This window comes from Dermabacter sp., from assembly GCF_032550575.1.
Lineage (GTDB): Bacteria > Actinomycetota > Actinomycetes > Actinomycetales > Dermabacteraceae > Dermabacter > Dermabacter hominis.
Map to the genome: position 1 here is coordinate 82140 of NZ_JAWFZC010000007.1, position 18395 is coordinate 100534.

Genomic DNA, 18395 nt, shown 5'->3' on the forward strand with positions numbered 1-18395 from the left:
GGAAACAGGTGAGCCTTGGCAGTCGTCGGACCCTCGATTGTGGATAACTCGCGCCCGGTGCCCGTCAGGCCTTCTCCCCGGGTGCCGAACCCTCACCGCTCTCGGGCGTTTCGGATTCGGCCGCCTCGCCAGCGTCCTGCTGCTCTTCAGCAACCGCGGACTCCTCGGTGTCCTCCGTGTCCTCGGCGCCCTCAGCATCACCGGGCTGCGGAGCATCCTCCGTATCCGAAGAACCGTCGGACTCCTCAGCGCCTTCTGCACCCTCTCCAGTCGACGCTTCGTCCTGAGCCGCGTTCTCGACACGGTCGTGAAGCTTCTTCTTGATTTTCTCCACCCGGCGCTTCGCACGGATACCGAACAAGAGCATCACGAAGGCGACCGCCGAATAGGCAACCATGATCCAAATGAGGTGGGCGAAGTTGATCGAGCCGCCCGCGATCGCGACCCTCAGTGCGTTCACGACCGACGTGAAGGGCAAGTACGGGCTGATGATCTGGAAGAACTTCGGAGTCGTCTCAATCGGGTACGTAGCACCCGCCGACGCGAGCTGAAGCACCGTGAAGATGAGCGACATGAAGCGCCCCACGGGGCCAAAGCACGCGACGAGTGCCTGGTTGAGAGCCATGAACGTGAGCGAGGCGATGAACGAAATAAGGAACGCCTGGCCAAGACGCATCATGTCGATCCCCACGAGGAAGTGCACGGTCGAAACCATGAGCACCGACTGAAGCACGCTCACCAAGGCACCCGGAAGGTAGCTCGCGAGGGCGACCATTGCGGCAGGCATGTTGCTGCCCACGCGGCGACCGCTCAGGGCCGGGAACACCAGGAAGAACGCGAGCGCGCCGATCCATAGCGAAAGCGTCATGAAGTACGGGCCAAGGCCGTAGCCGTAGCTTTCAACCTCGTGCAGGCGGTGCTTCGACAGGTCTACCTGCTGAGAGGCAACGCTCGCGAGATGATCCTTCTCAGACGTGGAGTAATTCGGTACTTGCTCGACACCATCGGCAAGGCCGTCGTGGAGCTCATTCGCGCCGTCCTTGAGTTTGCCGAGGCCGCCGCCGAGTTCGGTCGCGCCGTCATTGAGTTTGCCGAGGCCATCGTTGAGCTTCACGGCGCCGTCATTGAGTTTTATGGAGCCGTCGTGGAGCTTCACGGCGCCATCGTTGAGCTTGCCGATGCCGCCATCGAGCTTTATGGCGCCGTCCTGAAGCTTGCCTGCGCCGGTTGTGAGGTCACTCGAGCCCGTCGCGAGGCGCTGTGCGCCGTCGTTGAGTTTTCCGCTCGCGGCGTCGAGCTTCGAGGCGCCGTCGGCGAGGGTCGAAGCGCCCGCGTACGCCGTGCCCGTTCCGTCCTTGAGTTGGCTCGTGCCATCCGCCAAACGACCCGTGCCGTTTGTCAGGTCGCCGGCACCATTCGAGAGCTTCCCGAGGCCGTCATCGAGCGTGTTTGCGCCGGTCGCGAGCTGGTTGATGCCATCCACGAGCTCGGTCGATTTCGCGTCGAGCTCGCCTACTCCGTCGTCGAGTCTCTTGAATTTGTCGGCGACTTCTCGGGACTTCTCAGCCGCGTGGTCGAAGAGTGCGGGAAGTTCGTTGACCTTGTTATCGAGTGCGTGCGCGGCAACGTCGAGGGGAACGATGATCTTGAGGTCGAGGTCGCTCACGCCAGCGTTGATCTTGCGAGAGCGTTCCGCAATCTGATCGGCGCCGCTCTTGAGACCATCGATCGCGAGCTTTTGCTGCTCGGGATCCATCTCGTCCCAGTGTTCTTGAATGTCCGCGAGCGATTCCGCGTAGTCTTCGGTGCCCTCGACGTCTTCGACCGTGAGTTTCTTGAGTTCGACGGCCTCGTCGTGCGCGCCGCGAGTCTTGTCCTTGACCTTGTGCAGGTCATCAACGATCGCGGGCCCACGATCGCTCAGGTCCTCCATGCGTTCGGCGATGAGCTCGGAGCCATCGGCGAGGGCCGCCGAGCCCTTCTTGAGCTCCGCGACCGCTCCGGGGAGGATCGAAGTCTTTGAGTTCAGTTCGTTCAAGCCCTCGGCAAGTTTCGCGGAGCCATCCTGGGCGTCCGTGAGGCCGTCACGCAGGCGAATCGCGCCGTTGTTGACCTGCGAGGCACCGTCGGAAAGTTGACCCGCGGCCGAATCCAGCCGGCCCACGCCGTTCGCGAGATCGCCTGCGCCAACCGCGGCGCGCCCCGTCGCATCCTTGAGCTGAGTTGTGCCATTCGCGAGGGTGTTCGCGCCGTTCGCGAGGGTGACGGTGCCGTCCTTGAGGTCGCCGAGACCCACGACGAGCTTGCCGGAGCCGTCTTTCGCGGTCGTGGTGCCGTCGGCAAGCTGGGCAGTGCCGTCCTTCGCTGCAGCCGTTCCGTCCACGAGCTGACCGGAACCATCCTTCGCGTTCGCGGTGCCGTCGGCGAGCTTGTCGGCGCCGTCTTTTGCGTCAGAAGAGCCGTCGGCGAGCTGCCCGGCGCCGTCCTCGGCATCCGAGAGCGAGTCGTGCATATCGTTGAAGCCCGCGTAGATGTTGTGGAGGTACTCGTCGCTCACCTTTTCGTTGAGCGAATCCGTGACCTTCGTGAGGATGCTCTGGGCGAGGTTGCCCGAGATCATATTTTTCGCGTCGTTGGTCGTGATTGAGAGTTCGGCTTTCGCGGCCGTCGAGGGGTCGTCGTTTCCAACAGAGGCGACGTTGGTGCTGAAGTTCTCGGGGATTCTCAAGACCGCGTAGATCTCGCCGTCCTGGAGCGCCTTGTTGGCGCGCGACTCGGACATTTCCGTCCAGTCGAGGTTGTTGTTCGAGGTCGAATCGAGGAGTTCATCGGTCAGCTCGTCGCCGAGGTCGAGGTCGGGGTCGGTGTTGCCCTTGTCGAGGTTGACGACGGCGGCGGGCACCTGGTGGAGCCTGTTGATGGGGTCGACGTTCGACCACGTGAGAAGTGCCGCGTAAACGAGCGGAACGAGCGAAACGCCGATCACGAGGATCATGACGCGAATGATGGAAAGGCTGTTTCCGGAACTGCGGAGGCGTCGCGCGATGGAATTGGCCTTGGCCGTGCGCATGGCCTTCAGATTGTTCTGTGACATAAAACGTTCTCCTTAGGCGGCCTTGTGGCCAGTCGCGGCCGCGAGGAAGTCGGTTGTCGTTTCGACCATCGCTGAGACCGGGAGGTCGTCGCGGAGGTCCTTGGTGGCTTGCGAAATGAGACCCGCCGAGAGGAACTCGGCGTAGCGCGCGGCGCGGGGACCGGTGAGACGGGTCAGTGCGTCGCGGAGCGTGCCGATGCCTAGCATGCGCCCTGCAAGGAAGCGCGTGAGTTCGCTTTCGGCGGCGCGCCCGCTCGGGCCGTCGAGAACCGCGAGGTAAAACGTGCGGTTCTCGCTCAGGTGCGTGAAGAGCGCCGTAAAGCTTTCGGCTGCGAAGCGGGTCCAGTTTTCGGGGTGGTCGGGGTTGTCCGACGCCTGCTGGGGGAGCGTCGCGAAGGCCTCTTCGAGGCGAGCCATAGCCGCGGCGTGCATGAGCGTGGGAATGTCCCCGAAGTGCTGGTAGAAGGTGGGGCGGCTCGCGCCGGCGCGTCGAACAAGTTCGGAGACGCTCGGGGGCTGCGGGTTTTCGTCGAGGGCGTCGACCATGACGCGGACGAGCGATTCGCGCGATTTTTGAGCACGCGGATCGGTCGGCGTCTCCTCGACGTGATGGCTGAGGGCACGCCGTGCGGCATACAGGACAGACATGGGGCCTCGACTCTGCTCTTTCTTACAGGTGTCAGTCTTTTCGACCGGGTCAAACATAAAGCACTGATTTACAGATGTAAAGAGCGCTGGCTTACGTTTGTAAGAAATGTGTCATACCTCGCGTTAGGTAGTTCCTAGCCTTTATCGGTGCAGAACACTGTTACTTTATTGTCATCCCCTCAATGCTGAACCTTTCCCCCTAGGACCCCTGTGCCCAGATCCAGCAAGAAAGAGTACGCCCTTAAGGTGGCGTACCACCTCGTCACCGAGACCGGTTGCGTTGACGGCCTTACCTTCGATTCGCTCGCGGCAGCCACAGGTATGTCGAAGTCGGGCCTCATCTATCACTTCCCTTCTCGTCACGATCTCCTCGTCGATCTTCACCACTACGCCGCGAAACTGTGGGAGCGTGAGGTCACCCGCGTGAGCGGCGGGAAGGCCCCCGAAGACCTCACGCCGGCCGAACGCGAGCGTGCCCTTGTAGTCGCCCTCGAGCGCGAAGAGCCCCTCGTAGAAATTCTTCTCAATATCCAGGCGCTGAGCCACCGTGACCATGAGCGGGCTTGGGACGAGATTGATGAACGCTGGCTTCTCAACCCGAGTGAGGATGTCGAGAGCGACGACGACTTAGAGCGACTTGAGGATCACGTTCTCAGTGCTGGGCTTTGGGTGTATAACCACCTCAGCGGGCGCCCGATTTCCGAAAGGAACAGGGCGAAGCTCGTCGCGCGACTGGTAGCGCGAGCCGAAGTGCGCGGGTTGCGCGCCTAAGCGGATTCGGGAACCGCCCTGATCGCGTTCGCGATCTGAGCGCTCAACTCGACGCGCTGCCCGCCACCTTCGATGCTCATGAGGCCCGTCGAATCCATTTCCTCGAGGATCGTGATTCGGGTGCCCGGGGCGAGCGTGCGCTTCGCGCAGTAGCGAAGGATGTCCGGGTTTTCGTCGGAGACGCGTGAAATAACTACGCTCTCGCCCCGTTCGCAGCGCGTGAGCGGAACGCCGGGGTCGGGCGCATCGTGAATATCGCACGGGATCGGATCGCCGTGGGGGTCGACTGCGGGGTGCCCGAGCATGTCGTCCATGCGCCCAATCAGTCGGTCGCTTGTCGCGTGCTCGAGCTTGTCTGCCTCCTCGTGAACCTCGTCCCACGCGAGGCCGAGGTGGTCGACGAGGAAGGTTTCGAGGATCCGGTGTCGCCGCACGACCTGACGCGCGATCGTCTCGCCCTCGGCGGTGAGGGCGATCGCGCCGTAGGGGTGGTAGTCGATAAGGCCGTCGGTCGCGAGGCGTTTGAGCTGCGCTGACACCGTCGAGAGCGAAACCCCGAGTGCGGAGGCGATCGCACTCGTTGCGGGGGTGTGCCCGTCGTCGGGCCACTCGCTCGCCTTCCAGATGACGGCGAGGTAGTCCTCGGTGACCCTGGTTGGTTCGGGCGTGGCGTTCATGCGGGGTGAGCCTCTCGTGGGCGGGCGGCGAAGGGCCCTACGGCCCGTGTCAAGAATCGCCCGCGCGCTATTCTCCGTCAAATTGTTTGGACGTCCTCACTTTCGTTTTCCTCTAGACACACCGCATGTCGAGGCGAAAGTGTTGACAGACGTGGACATCATCGCACTCCTGCTCGTGGGCGTCGGGCTTGCCGCCGATGCCTTCGCCGCCGCTCTCACGCAGGGTGTGCACATGCGCCAGTTGTCCTACCGCGTGGCGCTCCTCATCGCCGTCGTGTTCGGGGCGTTTCAGGGCCTCATGCCCGTGCTCGGGTGGGCACTCGCATCCCAGTTCTCCCAGGTGCTCGCCCCCATCGACCACTGGATCGCCTTCGCGCTGCTCGCGCTCATCGGCGCGCACATGATCCGTGAGGCTTTCGTGGTCGAGGAGGAAGACGCTAGCGGCGAGCAAGCGGCGATCAACCTCAAAACACTTCTTCTTCTGGGCATCGGCACGAGCGTCGACGCCGCCGCGATCGGCGTGTCCTTCGCGATGCTCGCCGTCAACATCGTTGAGGCGGCTGCGATCATCGCCCTCGTCACCTTCGCCCTGTCGTTCGTTGCGGTCATCATTGGTCATCGTGTCGGGGCCCGATTCCGAACTCCCGCCGCGGTAGCGGGCGGCCTTGTCCTCATCGCTCTGGGCGCCAAGATCTTGATCGAACACCTCACAACGTGAGTTGATGCGGGCGATGATGCGCGCGCCTCGCGAATGGTTTTATCCTGAGGCACGTGCCTTCTCCCCGCGTCTCTCGTCATCGCCGGACATTTCTGCACGCGATTCCCGCCGAGGCGAGGGTTCATGTCGGCTCGAGCGCCCGGACCTTTGTGACCCTCGGCGAGGCGCGAGGCGAGTTCGTCCCCGCGGTGCGCATCTCCTTTTCGGTTGCGGTCCCCCTCGTGATTCTCCTTTTCTTGGGACGCCTTGATCTTTCACTCTTTGCGTCATTTGGCACCTTCAGCTCGCTTTATGGCCGATTCGTTCCCACGCGCGAGCGCGTGCGGCAACAGGCCATTGCGGGAGGCGCCCTGGTAGCGTGCGAGGTTTTCGCGACCGCTGCGCGCCACGCGGAGATGCTGGTTCCGACGTTTCCTGGGGCCTGGATCGTCGTCATCGTCGGCACGATGGTGGCGGCCCTGACGTCGGGCCTCGTGCCTCGCTTTTCGCTGAGGCCGCGGGGCGTGCTCTTCTTCGTTTTTGCGGCGACGGCTATCGCGACGAGCCCGCACGTGTTCCCGCTGTGGATACCGCTTGTATTCGGCGGCGGAAGCGTGCTGATTTCCTTAGCGTTCAGCGTGCTCTTTCACGTGCTCGGCGAGGCCAACACGGGCCGCCCGGTGCCGGTGCCGGAGCGCGTGAGCGTTGCCGATTACGCACAGGATGCGGGCCGCTTCGCGAGCGCGGCATTGATTGCGGGGTCGATCTCAACGGCGCTCATGATTCCTTCGCCATATTGGGCGCAAGTGGCGGCCGTGGCTCCTCTTTCAGAAACCCGCCGCGTGGGGCAGGTCAACCGTGCCCTTCACCGCGTTGTGGGGACCGTCCTTGGCGTCGCCATCGCGGCGTTCCTCATGTCGTTTCCGAGTCAGCCGTGGCAGACAGTCGTGTGGATCGTCGCGATGCAGTTCCTCGCGGAGATGTTCGTGACGCGCAATTATTCATTTGGGCTCGTATTCGTCACGCCGCTCGCCTTGCTCATGGTGCATCTTGCGAACCCCGCGAGGCATTACGAGATGCTCGTTCCCCGCATCGTCGAAACATCGATTGGTGCGGGCGTCGGCATTGTCGTCGTCATCGTCGGGCTCATCGTCGAGCGCTGGTGGATGTCGCGTAAAGGAGCGTAGTTCCCTTCTCCTTGTCGCGAATGGCTCTAAGGCAGGCGTCGGCCACTCTTCCCGGGCGGGCTACTGCGCTGCGCGCTGGAGCCGGTATTCGAGGTGTGCGCGCACGGTGGGCCACTCGTGGTCGAGGATCGAGTACAGCGCCGTGTCGCGTGTGGTGCCGTTTTTGAGAACTCGGTGGCGCCGCATGACCCCTTCAAAGGTGGCGCCGAGTTTTTCGATCGCCGCGCGTGAGTGCCTGTTGAAGGTGTGGGTGCGCAGCTCAACGCGCTGAAGCTTCTCGACCTCGAAGAGATACCGGAGAAGAAGGAACTTCGCTTCCGGATTCACCGCGGTGCCCTGCACGCTCTGCGCGTACCAGGTTGCGCCGATCTCGGCGACCCGGTTCGCCCGGTCGATGTTGATGACGTTCGTCATCCCGGCAATGTAGCCGGAATCCTCGTCGACTTTACGGATCACGGTATAGGGGAGCATCGAGCCTGCTTCGCACAGGTCGAGACGCCTCTCGATGTCCTGGCGCATTTCTGCGGGCTTTGCGATGTTTGCGTACCAGAGCTTCCATAGTTCGCCGTCGTTCACCGCGTCCTTGAGTCCCTCGAGATGGTCGAGTGAGAGCGGTTCGAGGACGACGAAGTCGCCGGCGAGGCGAAGGGGTGAAGTGGGCATGCGGAGCATCCTACGCCGCGCGTTCTTCGAGCCCTTTGAGGAGAGTTGTCGCGTTGCGCTTCCATTCCTCGCTCACGGTGAGGCTTCCGTCTTTCAGGTCAGCGCCGTAGCTCGTGTAGCCGAGCAGTGGCTCCACGAGGTCCATCCGGAGCGATGCGGCGACGGGGGTGAGCGCGCGTGCCGCATCGAGCCCGCCGTTGGAGTAGCCCCACGCAATGATGCCGAGTGGCTTGCCTTCCCATTCCGCCGCGAGGTAGTCGATCGCGTTCTCGAGTGGCGCCGAGAACGAGCCGTTGTACTGGGGCGTTGCCCAGACGATCGCGTCAGCACGCGCGACGGTGGCCGCCCACGCACGCGTGTGCGGGCGCTCGTAGTTCCCGGATCGGGGGTGGTCGAGCTCGTCGAGGAAGGGAAGGTTAACGTCCTTGAGATCCGCGAACTCGACGTCGAAGGTCGTGGTCTCCTTCGCAAGGCTTTCGAGTGCGCGTGACACGAGGATCCCCGAGCGCGATGGACGCGTAGTTCCGTGAATTATCAATAACGTGGGCATGTGTCGAGGTTACGCCTCAACCTCTCAATTCGGCCCGTGCTAAGTCACGCATGACACAGTGAGAACATGAAGAACTACACCGCAGAGCACGTTTTCGCCCTCGGGTATCGCGCTGCCGCTGACGCCCTGACGGCAGCTCTCGCCTCGGGCTTCGATCCGGCAGGCGACCCTGAACGCACCTTCACGAGTGTCGGGACCGGCGAATTCCTCACGATGCCCTCAAGGGTCGGTGACGATGCCGGCATCAAAATACTGACCCTTGCGCCGCACAACCCGGACAAGTCTCTCCCGTTCATCCAGGGCACGTATCTGCTGTGCGACGCGCAGACGCTGACGCCGCGCTCGCTCGTCGACGGGATCGCCCTCACCGCGCTTCGCACGCCCGCGGTGGCCATCGCCGCGGCACGCCCGGCATTACGCGCGATCGCCGCGCACGTCACGCTCAGGCCGAACGTCGTCGCCTTCGGCGCGGGAGTTCAGGGGGAGGGGCTCGTGCGGGCGCTCGCCGATGAGTGCGGCAGCGGGGGCGTGGGCTTCGACGCTCTCGGGTCTGTCACCTACGCCGTGCGCAGCCCGGAAAACGTGAGTGAAAGCGCGCTCGCGGTGGGCGCGGGCGGGAGTGCAGGCGACGTTGGAACGGTGAAGGCAGGTTCCGACGCCTGCCGCGCTGCCGTCGAGGCCGCCGACGTGATCGTGTGCGCGAGCGCGGCAAAGGAGGCGGTGTTTGACGATGCGTGGGTGCAGCCGCACGCGGCCGTGCTCGCCGTCGGCGCCCATACACCGCAGACCCGCGAGGTTCCCGCCGAGACGATGGGACGTGCCCGCGTGATCGTCGAGGATCAGGCGGTCGCCTTGCGCGAGAACGGGGATGTCGTGCGCGCGATCGCCGACGGATCCCTCACCGAAGGCGCGCCCATAAGCATGAAGTCGCTTCTCGGAGATGAGGCCGCCGCGAAGGTTGAGACGAACGCTCCGAGTGCCCCCACGGTCGTGACGACCGTGGGTATGAGCTGGCAGGATCTCGTCGTGGCCGCCGCGGTAGCCCGACACGCGGAAGGGAACGCAGGCTTCAGGAAGAGTTGCGAGGATTGAGGCATGAGTGAAACCACCGCACAGCTGAGCGTTATTGAGCGCAGCAAGCGCATCGCCAGGCGGGCTGCACTCGCGACGACTGCCGGTATTGCCGCATCTCAAGCAGTCGCCGTGGGCACCCTCCTCGCCATGGACGCCTACACAAAACGCGGGCGCAAGAAGCGCCGTGCGCCCAAGCCCGGGACGTTCGATTCGAGTGTTGAGAAGTCCGACATCAGGATCTTCACGAGCGGCGAGGAACTTTACGATTCGATGATCGAGTCGATCGACAATGCCGAGCACACGGTTATGCTCGCGACCTTCATCTGGAAGGGAGACCGCGTAGGCCAGCGCTTCATGGACGCCGTGAACAACGCGGCTGCGCGCGGAGTCGATGTGTTCCTCATTTGGGACGTCTTCGCGAATCTCGTGGTTCCTCGCCAGTTCTTCGAGCAACTTGATGAGCGCATCAACGTTCACCGCATGTACCCCATTTCGGGGTCGTTTTGGCGTGCTCCGGTTCGCTCGACCGGCCTGCTCCACTCCAAGGTCCTCGTCGTCGACGACGAGGTGGGGTACGTGGGCGGCTTCAACATCGGCGATGCCTACGAGAGTGAATGGCGCGACACCCACGTGCGCGAGGTGGGGCCCGCCGTGTGGGAGCTGCGCCAGGCGTTCGTCAACGTGTGGAACGAGGATCGTCGCGCCGATGAACGCATTGACTGGATCGCGCCAAACGCATGGAATACGCGCGTCGAGGTCCACCCCAACCTCCCGCTCCAGGCCGTCTACCCGATTCGCCGCATGTACCTCGCGGCCATCGAGCGCGCCCAGAAGAACATCTGGCTCTCGACCCCGTACTTCGTTCCCGACGGTAAGCTCCTTGAGCCGCTTCGTGCCGCTGCCGCGCGCGGGGTCGATGTGCGTCTCATGCTCCCCGAACAGTCCAACCACGTCGTCGTCGACTGGGTCGCGCGGGGTTTCTACCAGGATCTACTCGACGCTGGCGTGCGCATCTTCCTCTACACGCCCGCGATGAACCACTCGAAGATCGCGACGATCGACGGGATGTGGGCAACCGTCGGAACCGCCAACCTTGACCGGCTCTCACTTGCGCTTAACTACGAAACCAACCTCGAGGTTGCCGATCCGGCATTCGCCGAGGCTCTCGAGAAAGTGTTTGAGGCCGACTTCAAGGATTGCTTCGAGGTGGATCCCGAGAAGTGGAAGGCGCGCGCAGGAATCGAGAAAGTTACCGAGAAGCTGCTCGTTCCGCTGCGCCCCATAATGTAACGCGGCTCGTTCACCTGTAGGCCACCGTCGCGTCAACCGCCCGTGGAATTGCCACCTTAGCCTGGCCCGATCACGCGCGGTCGACATGCGTGAACACGCCCCACGAAAAAGGAGTTTCCCGTGAAGTACACGCACCGAGTGCAGGTCTCGGCGCCCTTCGATGTTGCCCTTGAGGCGGTTCGCCACGCCCTCGCCGAGGAAGGCTTCGGGGTGGTGTACGAACTGAACATGCAGGGCACCCTCTCCAACAAGATCGGCGCTGAAGCTGGCGCCGAGCTCGGCCCATATGTGATTCTCGGTGCGTGCATCCCGGCGCTCGCGAGGCGCGCTCTTAACGCCGATCCGTCGATGGGGGCGCTTTTGCCGTGCAACGTCGTCGTGCGCGCGGGGGAGAGCTACGAGCAGAGCATCGTTGAGTGCATCGACCCGACCGTCATGAGCGGGCTCAGCAGGGGCGAGGAGGTCCGCGCGATGACGGAGGATGCCGACCACGGCCTCCGTACCGTTCTCGCGAGCATCGACCATTTCGTCCCCGCGCAGGGTTCTGGAACCGGTGCCCCTGCTCTGGTCACGGAAGCGCCCGCCGTGCGCCCGCCGCAAGCATCGCATGCCGAAGGCGTCGAGGTCGCGGCGGTCGAGGGCTACCGACCCGTGATCGTTGGCCACCGCGGAGCAGCGCTCGTGACGACCGAGAACACGCTCGCGGGCTTCCGCCAGGCAAAGACGGACGGCGCTGGCGTCGTCGAATGCGACGTGCACCTGAGCGCCGACGGCACGCCGATCATCATGCACGACGAGACGATCGACCGCATGGCCGATCCAGCTTCTATTCCCGCAAAAGGCGCGATCAAGGACCTCACGAACGCCGAGCTCGCACAGGTGTCACTCCAGGGTGGCCACGGCGTTCCGCTCCTCACGGAGCTTCTCGCGATGGAGGACCTCGAACTCTATGTCGAGGTCAAGGTCGCGTCGGCCGCCACGGCTTCGGCGCAGCTCATCCACGATAAACGCCCGGGGCACGGCGAGCGCGACACGGTCATTTCGTTCGTCCCCGAGGCTCTCGCGGCTGTGCACGAGGTTGCCCCGCACGTGGGCCTCGGTCTCCTCGTGAATGCGGTCGAGGAGTCGACGTGGGACACGCTCGAGGAGCTCGGCTGCACGTGGCTGAGTTGCAGCGTGGACGGTCTCACCCCCGAGGCCGCGAAGGAAGCGCACGCGCGTGGCTACAAGATCAACGTGTGGACGGTGAACACGGAGGAGCAGCTCGCAAAGGCCGTCGAGCTCCGCCCCGAGTCGATCTCCACGGATGATCCCCGCTGGGCGATCGAACAGCTCGCGGCCCGCTAAAGCGTCGCGTCTCTCATCCTGAGACCGCGACTTCCCGAAAGATGGCCGCGGCGTGTAAGTTTTCAAGAGCGCCTTTACCACTCAGTATCGACAGAGGTGTACGAAGACGACTGCATACACTCACGACAAAGGATGATCGATGGCCACTTCACTTGATGCGACCCTTGACGCCGTTTTGCGCCGCAATCCCGGCGAAAGCGAATTCCACCAGGCGGTCAGGGAGGTGTTCGAATCGCTCGAACTGCTCCACGCTCGGCGCCCCGAATACGCCGAAGCCGCGATCCTCGAGCGCATCGCCGAACCGGAACGGCAGATCATCTTCCGCGTCCCCTGGGTTGACGATGAGGGCAAGGTGCGGGTCAACCGCGGCTTTCGCATCGAGTTCAACTCGGCACTGGGCCCCTACAAAGGGGGATTGCGCTTCCACCGCAGCGTCAACCTCGGCATCGTGAAGTTTCTTGGCTTCGAGCAGATCTTTAAGAACTCCCTCACCGGCCTCCCGATCGGCGGCGGCAAGGGCGGCTCCGATTTCGACCCGCACGGCAAGTCTGACGCCGAAATCATGCGCTTTTGCCAGTCGTTTATGACCGAACTCTTCCGCCACATCGGCCCCGATACCGACGTCCCCGCGGGCGACATCGGCGTGGGCGGCCGCGAGATCGGCTACCTCTTTGGCCAGTACAAGCGGCTTGCGAACCGCTTCGATGCCGGCACCCTCACCGGCAAGGGCCTCAACTGGGGTGGCTCGCTCGTGCGCACGGAGGCGACCGGCTACGGCGCCGCGATCTTCGCGAACGAGATGCTCAAGGCGAAAGGTCTCGACTTCGAAGGTCGCCGCGTGCTCGTGTCCGGCTCCGGCAACGTCGCGCTCTATGCCATTGAGAAGGCCCAGCAGCTCGGCGGCGTGGCTATCACGGCGTCTGATTCGAGCGGCTACGTCGTCGACGAGGAGGGCATCGACCTCGACCTGCTCAAGCAGATCAAGGAGGTCGAGCGCGGCCGCATCCGCGAGTACGCCGAACGTCGTGGCGGCAAAGCGCGGTTCGTCGAAGGTGGCAACGTGTGGGACGTCCCCGGCGAGATCGCCATCCCCTCCGCCACCCAGAACGAGCTCGACGCCGCGAGCGCAAAGACGCTCCTCAAGAACGGCCTCATCGCGGTCTCCGAGGGCGCGAACATGCCCTCGACCCCTGAAGCCGTGGACCTTTTCCAGGAGGCCACCATTGCTTTCGGCCCTGGCAAGGCCGCCAATGCGGGAGGCGTGGCAACCTCGGCCCTCGAAATGCAGCAAAATGCCGCGCGGGACTCGTGGACGTTCGAGGACACCGAAAAGCGCCTCACCGACATCATGGTGAACATCCACGACACGTGCGCCGCGACAGCCGAAGAGTACGGACGCCCCGGTGACTACGTTGTGGGCGCCAACATTGCGGGCTTCGTGAAGGTTGCTGACGCGATGCTCGATTTTGGTGTGATCTAGGCGTGCAGTTCGCGGTGGCGCGATGAACGCCGTCGCCTTCGCGGCGGTGATCGGTGTGGGCATCGGCCTCGTGGTCGGTGCCCTCGGCGCGGGTGGAGGCATCCTTTCTGTCCCCGTGCTCGTGTTCGTGCTCGGCATGGCGCCCCACGACGCGACCGGTGCCTCGCTCGTCGTCGTGGGCCTCACCGCCATCGTCGCGCTCCGCCACCCCGCACAGCAGGGCAATGTCCGCTGGAGGGAGGGGCTCACCTTCGGCGCCGTTGCCATCGTCGGCGCCGCCCTCGCCTCGCGACTCTCCCTTTTCGTGCCCGAGCGAACCCTGATGCTCAGCTTCGGTGCACTCTTACTCATCGTCGCTATCGTCATGGCGCGCCGCGCCTACACGACGAGGCTCGAAGAGAACGTGAAAGAGAGGGGGCCGACGCTTGCTGGGCAACCGTCGGAACCCGAATCCCAACCGTCTCGGCTTGCCCTTGTGCTTGCCGCGAGCGCCACGGGGCTGCTCACGGGCTTTTTCGGCGTCGGTGGAGGGTTTCTTGCCGTGCCGATGCTCGTGATCGCGCTCGGTCTGCCGATGCGTGCGGCGTCGGGCACGAGCCTGCTCGTCATGATCATGACGTCCGCCGCGGCGCTGCTCGCGAGGATCGGAACCCCCACGCATATCGATTGGCCGTCGGTACTCATATTTGCGGCCGGAACGGTGCTCGGGGGGATGGCCGGTGGGCCCCTCTCGGCGAAGGCGCGGCCCTCGAGTCTCACGGCACTTTTCGCGGTGCTCCTCGCGGGCGTCGGGGTGCTGACGCTCGCGACTGCGTGAGCATTCGTATCCTTCACCACGTATGGATCACCTCGGGGACCTTTCCACTTTCCCCTCGGGACAACGGCGTTTACTGTGGGGGTGTTCCTGCGTTTGCGACACGCCTAGGAGGTCCCAGTGGTAGAGACCTACCCGATCCTCACCCTCGTTCCGCCGATCCTCGCGATTCTCCTCGTGATCGTGACGAAACGTGTGCTCATATCGCTCTTCGCAGGCGTCGTGGCCGGCGCGATACTGATCGCTGACTTTTCTCCGCTCGGCTCGCTTGGCGAGGTCGGTAAGGCTGCCCTCGGACTCGTGTGGGAAGACGGCGGGCTGAACTGGTACACGATCCTCATCATCGCCTTCCTGCTCGAACTCGGCACGATCACGTCTCTCGTCCTCATGGCCGGCGGGACGTCGGCGTTCTCGGACTGGGTGGAAAAGCGCGTGAAGACACGGCGCGGGGCCCAAATTCTCACTGGCCTTTTGAGCCTTTCGTTCTTTATCGACGACTACTTCAACGCTCTTTCGGTGGGGCAGATCGCACGGCCCATCTCGGATCGGCAACGCGTCTCGCGCGCCAAGCTCTCGTACCTGATCGATTCGGGCGCGGCCCCCGTCGTCGTGCTCATCCCGTTCTCGAGCTGGGGTGCCTCCCTCATCGGCATCATGGCCCCGATCCTCGCGGCCTCCGCACTGCAGATGAGCGAGGTCGAGGCCTTCGTGCGCGCCGCACTCATGAACTTTTACGCGGTTGCTGCGCTCGTATTTCTGTGGCTCGTGATCGCCTGGCAGCTCAATTTCGGGCCCATGCGTAAGGAAGAGGAGCGGGCCTTCGCCGGCGACGGCGTGCACGCCGATGAGAAGGATGCGCCCAGTCAGGCGACCGACAAGCTCCCGCGTCACGAACCGGGCGCGAAGCGCGCGCTGCTCGTTCCGTTCGTGCTGCTCATTCTCGGTGTCGTGGGCGGAATGTACGTCACCGGCGGCATCGAGGCCGGCGCGTGGGATCTCTTCTCGACGATGGCCAACGCCAACGTGGCGCTGTCCCTCAACGTCGGCGGCATCATCGGCCTCGTCGTCGCGTTCTACTACCTGTACCGCTACACCCTCTCCAACCCGGTCTTCTCCTCGACCGTGCGTTTCGGTGGCGCTTTCCAGGGTGCGAAGTCGATGCTTCCCGCGATTTCGATTCTTCTTCTCGCGTGGATGCTCGGCGCAGTCATCGGCGATCTCGGCACGGGCAGCTTCCTCGCCGACGTCGTCGCGAACGTGAACCTCCCGGCCCACTGGCTCGTCCCGATCCTGTTTGTGATGGCCGGTCTCATGGCGTTCGCGACCGGCTCCTCGTGGGGTGCCTTCGGCATTCTGCTGCCGCTCGCGGGCCAGCTCATGAATGCTTCTCCCGGAGGCAATGAGCTTCTGGTCGCGGCGTTCGGCGCGGTCATCGCCGGCAGTGTGTTCGGCGATCACTGCTCGCCGATTTCCGACACGACGATCCTGTCGAGCACGGGCGCCGGCTGCAAGGTGAGTACGCACGTGAACACCCAGCTTCCCTACGCGCTCGTCGCGGCCGGATCCTCGCTCGTGGGTTACGTCGTATTCGCCGCAACGGGGATGGCGCTCGCGGGCTTCGCCGTGATGCTTCTTGTGCTCGTCGCCGCGGCCCTCGTGCTGCGCTCGCGCAGCCGTGGTGAACGATCCGTGAACTCAGGTGTTGCCGCTGGCGCAGCCTGAAATTCACCGACGGGCAAGACTCTGTGAGGACTCGATTTCTAGCCTGAGCTCGGCACTGTTTGTCGAGTTCAGGATAGAAATCATGCCCCGAGCATCCCGGTCTCGACACCCGTCACCTCAACCAGGTAACGGCAACCGTGGAAACTGGCGACACTGCCTACGTCGACGGCAACGGCACCACGGAGACCATCACAAAATCCAGCTGGCAAACGCCCCTCTCCGCCTGCTGCCAACCCGCCAGCAGACACAGCACCGACAACATCATCATCGAAGCCCACCCAAAGAGCTGACGTCATTCAACCTTGAGGGGACTTAAGTCCGCTTCTCGCTCCTTTTACGTGGCAGTAAAGTTTCTCTGACTCCCTCTTCGGGGCGTTACGGGAGCAGCAGTGATGCTGCAAGTGAGTAGAGGATTCTCGCGTGGGTGGCTGGTCTAGTAATCGTGTGTTTCGTCGTGCTGTTTTGTTGACGGCGTATGGGGTGTCGGCGGCGTTGGTGTCGGCGGGTTTGGTGCCTGCATCGCAGGCCTGGGCTGATACCACTCCTGCCCCTTCTCCTTCGCCTGTGGAGCAGGCCACTCCCACCTCGGGTGGTGTGGTTGATTTTCCGTCGGCTGTGATCCAGGCCCGAGCGACGGGCAAGCGTGTGGAGGTGACGGCGGAACGGTCGGAGTCCTCGAGCACGTGGGTGAATGCGGATGGGTCGGTGACGACAGAGCAGTTCGCGGCCCCGGTGCGGTTCAAGAACGATAAGGGTGAATGGACCTCATTCAATACTGATCTGGTTGAGAAGGCGGATGGTTCGCTTGCTCCCACGTCAGTGCCCGAGGGGGTTGTGTTGGCGGGTGAGGTGAAGGGCACAGATGCTCAACCGGCTGAGGTAGCGTCGCTGTCAGGTGGGGCAGCGGATTCGCAGATCGCGGTGACGTGGCCGGATTCGCTTGGTGCACCGCGTGTGGAGGGGCCGACGGCAACGTATGCGAAAGCGTGGCCGGGGATTGATCTTCAGGTAACAGCGACGCGCGATGGGTTCGAGCAGTCGTTCATTATTGCGGACCGCACCGCTGCCGAGTCTTATGCTGCGGACCAATCGGGTTCGCTGGTGACATGGGATGTGCCGTTGTCGATCCCAGAGGGTGTGACGGCCCGCGAAATCACAGGTGAGCGTGTCGAATTCGTTGATGCGGCTGGGAACGTGGTGTCTCGTTTCGAGGCCCCGATGGCATGGGACGCGTTCGTGGACGTGAAGAGTCGCGAGCACACACAGCACACGGGTGTGAGTGTGCAGCTCGTGGAGCAAGAAGCGACGGCGGTGACGCTTCGGTTGTCACTGTCGCGGGAGTGGCTGCTCGATGAGGCACGTGTGTTTCCGGTGACGGTGGATCCGGTGTATGCGTCTGCGACCACGCGGCCGACGTTTGACGCGTTCGTGCAGTCGAATGTTTCGTCGGATCGTTCGAGTGAGCGAGAGTTGAAGGCTGGCACGTATGACGGGTCTGCGAAAGCTCGATCGTTTCTCACGTTTTCGACGGCATCGTTTAAAGGGTTGAAGGTTCAGTCGGCGTCGTTGAAGTTGTATGAGTCGTGGTCGTATTCGTGCAGGCCGACGGCGTTGGAGGTGTGGTCGACGAACGCGGTCGCAACTTCGGCGGTGCGGTGGCGTGCGCAGCCGGGCCTGGTAGCTAAGCAGGGCAGCGTGACAGTTGCGAAGGGGCATAGTTCGTCGTGTGCTGCGGGCTGGGTGAGTATTCCGATCACTGGTCTCGCGCAGTCATGGGCAACCTCGAGCGCAGGTAGCGCATCGTTGGCGTTGAAGGCTGCGTCCGAGACAGATGTGAACGGGTGGAAGCGTTTCGCGTCGATGGAATCGACCACACCTCCCTCGATCGTGTTCACCTACGACCGCAAACCGAACGTGGCAGCAGTGCCAACGGTTGCCGGAACCACCACCTATGGTGCAGACACGTATGTGGCCTCGAAACGCCCGGTTGTGTCGACGGTAGGGACGGATCCGGATGGGAATTCGATGCGAGCGAATATCGAGGTGCATACCTCGACTGCGGGCACGACGGATTCGTTTGTGACAAAGTGTGCGACTGGTCTTGGGGCGTCAGGTTCCACGCTCTCGTGCACGCTTCCGGCTGATCTACCTGATAACAAGACGCTGTATGTGCGTGCGAAGGTCGTGGATGAGCTGGGCGTGTGGAGCGCGTCGTGGTCGGGCTGGAAAACGATCAAGACCGCCCAGGCGAAGCCTGCCGCACCAACCATCACCTGCCAGAGCTGAGGTTACCCTCGTTTAGTGGACACCCTATTAGTGCGGATCTTGTGTCCGTAGGAGAGGATGTTCATTGTGAGTCAACAGCGCAAGAAGTACACGCC

At 63.4% G+C, this 18395-nt stretch carries 16 protein-coding genes; 10 read left to right on the forward strand and 6 right to left on the reverse strand.

Features of this window, described 5'->3' with window-relative positions:
* Positions 1-64: 64 nt before the first annotated feature.
* Positions 65-3094, reverse strand: a complete 3030-nt coding sequence (locus E6X30_RS08765) for a YhgE/Pip family protein (RefSeq protein ID WP_316336045.1) — start codon at positions 3092-3094, stop codon at positions 65-67.
* 12 nt (positions 3095-3106) lie between these two features.
* Complete coding sequence (locus E6X30_RS08770) at positions 3107-3742, reverse strand: TetR/AcrR family transcriptional regulator (protein ID WP_034371258.1); 636 nt, start codon at positions 3740-3742, stop codon at positions 3107-3109.
* A gap of 210 nt (positions 3743-3952) precedes the next feature.
* Between E6X30_RS08770 and E6X30_RS08775 the strand changes: the two genes are divergently transcribed.
* Complete coding sequence (locus E6X30_RS08775; protein WP_016663493.1) at positions 3953-4513, forward strand: TetR/AcrR family transcriptional regulator; 561 nt, start codon at positions 3953-3955, stop codon at positions 4511-4513.
* Here E6X30_RS08775 and E6X30_RS08780 read toward each other — a convergent pair.
* Positions 4510-5190, reverse strand: a complete 681-nt coding sequence (locus tag E6X30_RS08780; protein ID WP_016663492.1) for a metal-dependent transcriptional regulator — start codon at positions 5188-5190, stop codon at positions 4510-4512. The two genes, E6X30_RS08775 and E6X30_RS08780, sit on opposite strands and share 4 nt — an antisense overlap.
* 139 nt (positions 5191-5329) lie before the next feature.
* Here E6X30_RS08780 and E6X30_RS08785 point away from each other — a divergent pair, with 139 nt between their 5' ends.
* Both E6X30_RS08785 and E6X30_RS08790 read left to right on the forward strand, forming a co-directional pair.
* Complete coding sequence (locus tag E6X30_RS08785; RefSeq protein ID WP_016663491.1) at positions 5330-5908, forward strand: manganese efflux pump MntP family protein; 579 nt, start codon at positions 5330-5332, stop codon at positions 5906-5908.
* A 53-nt stretch (positions 5909-5961) separates the two neighbouring features.
* Positions 5962-7074 (forward strand): FUSC family protein, encoded by a 1113-nt coding sequence (locus tag E6X30_RS08790; protein ID WP_143485199.1) that lies wholly within the window; start codon positions 5962-5964, stop codon positions 7072-7074.
* 60 nt (positions 7075-7134) lie between these two features.
* Here E6X30_RS08790 and E6X30_RS08795 read toward each other — a convergent pair whose 3' ends face one another.
* Positions 7135-7737, reverse strand: coding sequence for a GNAT family N-acetyltransferase (locus E6X30_RS08795; RefSeq protein ID WP_016663489.1), 603 nt, complete (start codon positions 7735-7737; stop codon positions 7135-7137).
* 10 nt (positions 7738-7747) lie between these two features.
* A complete protein-coding gene (locus E6X30_RS08800; RefSeq protein ID WP_084813912.1) occupies positions 7748-8287 on the reverse strand; it encodes an NADPH-dependent FMN reductase in 540 nt (179 codons plus the stop codon).
* A 66-nt stretch (positions 8288-8353) separates the two neighbouring features.
* Here E6X30_RS08800 and E6X30_RS08805 point away from each other — a divergent pair, with 66 nt between their 5' ends.
* From E6X30_RS08805 to E6X30_RS08830, 6 genes are all read left to right on the forward strand, one after another.
* The gene (locus E6X30_RS08805; protein ID WP_016663487.1) at positions 8354-9379 is read left to right on the forward strand and encodes an ornithine cyclodeaminase family protein; all 1026 of its coding nucleotides are present in this window, start codon (positions 8354-8356) and stop codon (positions 9377-9379) included.
* A 3-nt stretch (positions 9380-9382) separates the two neighbouring features.
* On the forward strand, positions 9383-10651 hold the full coding sequence (locus E6X30_RS08810; RefSeq protein WP_016663486.1) for a phosphatidylserine/phosphatidylglycerophosphate/cardiolipin synthase family protein: 1269 nt from the start codon (positions 9383-9385) through the stop codon (positions 10649-10651).
* 120 nt (positions 10652-10771) lie between these two features.
* Positions 10772-11998 carry a glycerophosphodiester phosphodiesterase family protein gene (locus E6X30_RS08815; protein ID WP_016663485.1) on the forward strand — a complete coding sequence of 409 codons (1227 nt, stop codon included), beginning with the start codon at positions 10772-10774 and terminating at the stop codon, positions 11996-11998.
* A 139-nt stretch (positions 11999-12137) separates the two neighbouring features.
* Entirely contained in the window at positions 12138-13478 is a 1341-nt protein-coding gene (gdhA, locus tag E6X30_RS08820; RefSeq protein WP_016663484.1) for an NADP-specific glutamate dehydrogenase, read from the forward strand.
* A 22-nt stretch (positions 13479-13500) separates the two neighbouring features.
* A complete protein-coding gene (locus E6X30_RS08825) occupies positions 13501-14295 on the forward strand; it encodes a sulfite exporter TauE/SafE family protein (RefSeq protein WP_016663483.1) in 795 nt (264 codons plus the stop codon).
* A gap of 117 nt (positions 14296-14412) precedes the next feature.
* Complete coding sequence (locus E6X30_RS08830) at positions 14413-16014, forward strand: Na+/H+ antiporter NhaC family protein (protein WP_016663482.1); 1602 nt, start codon at positions 14413-14415, stop codon at positions 16012-16014.
* Between the two features lie 80 nt (positions 16015-16094).
* On the opposite strand, the gene E6X30_RS08835 is transcribed toward E6X30_RS08830, so the two are convergent.
* On the reverse strand, positions 16095-16310 hold the full coding sequence (locus E6X30_RS08835) for a hypothetical protein (protein ID WP_147594876.1): 216 nt from the start codon (positions 16308-16310) through the stop codon (positions 16095-16097).
* 268 nt (positions 16311-16578) lie between these two features.
* Here E6X30_RS08835 and E6X30_RS08840 point away from each other — a divergent pair, with 268 nt between their 5' ends.
* Positions 16579-18300 (forward strand): DNRLRE domain-containing protein, encoded by a 1722-nt coding sequence (locus E6X30_RS08840; RefSeq protein ID WP_316336047.1) that lies wholly within the window; start codon positions 16579-16581, stop codon positions 18298-18300.
* Positions 18301-18395: the final 95 nt, after the last annotated feature.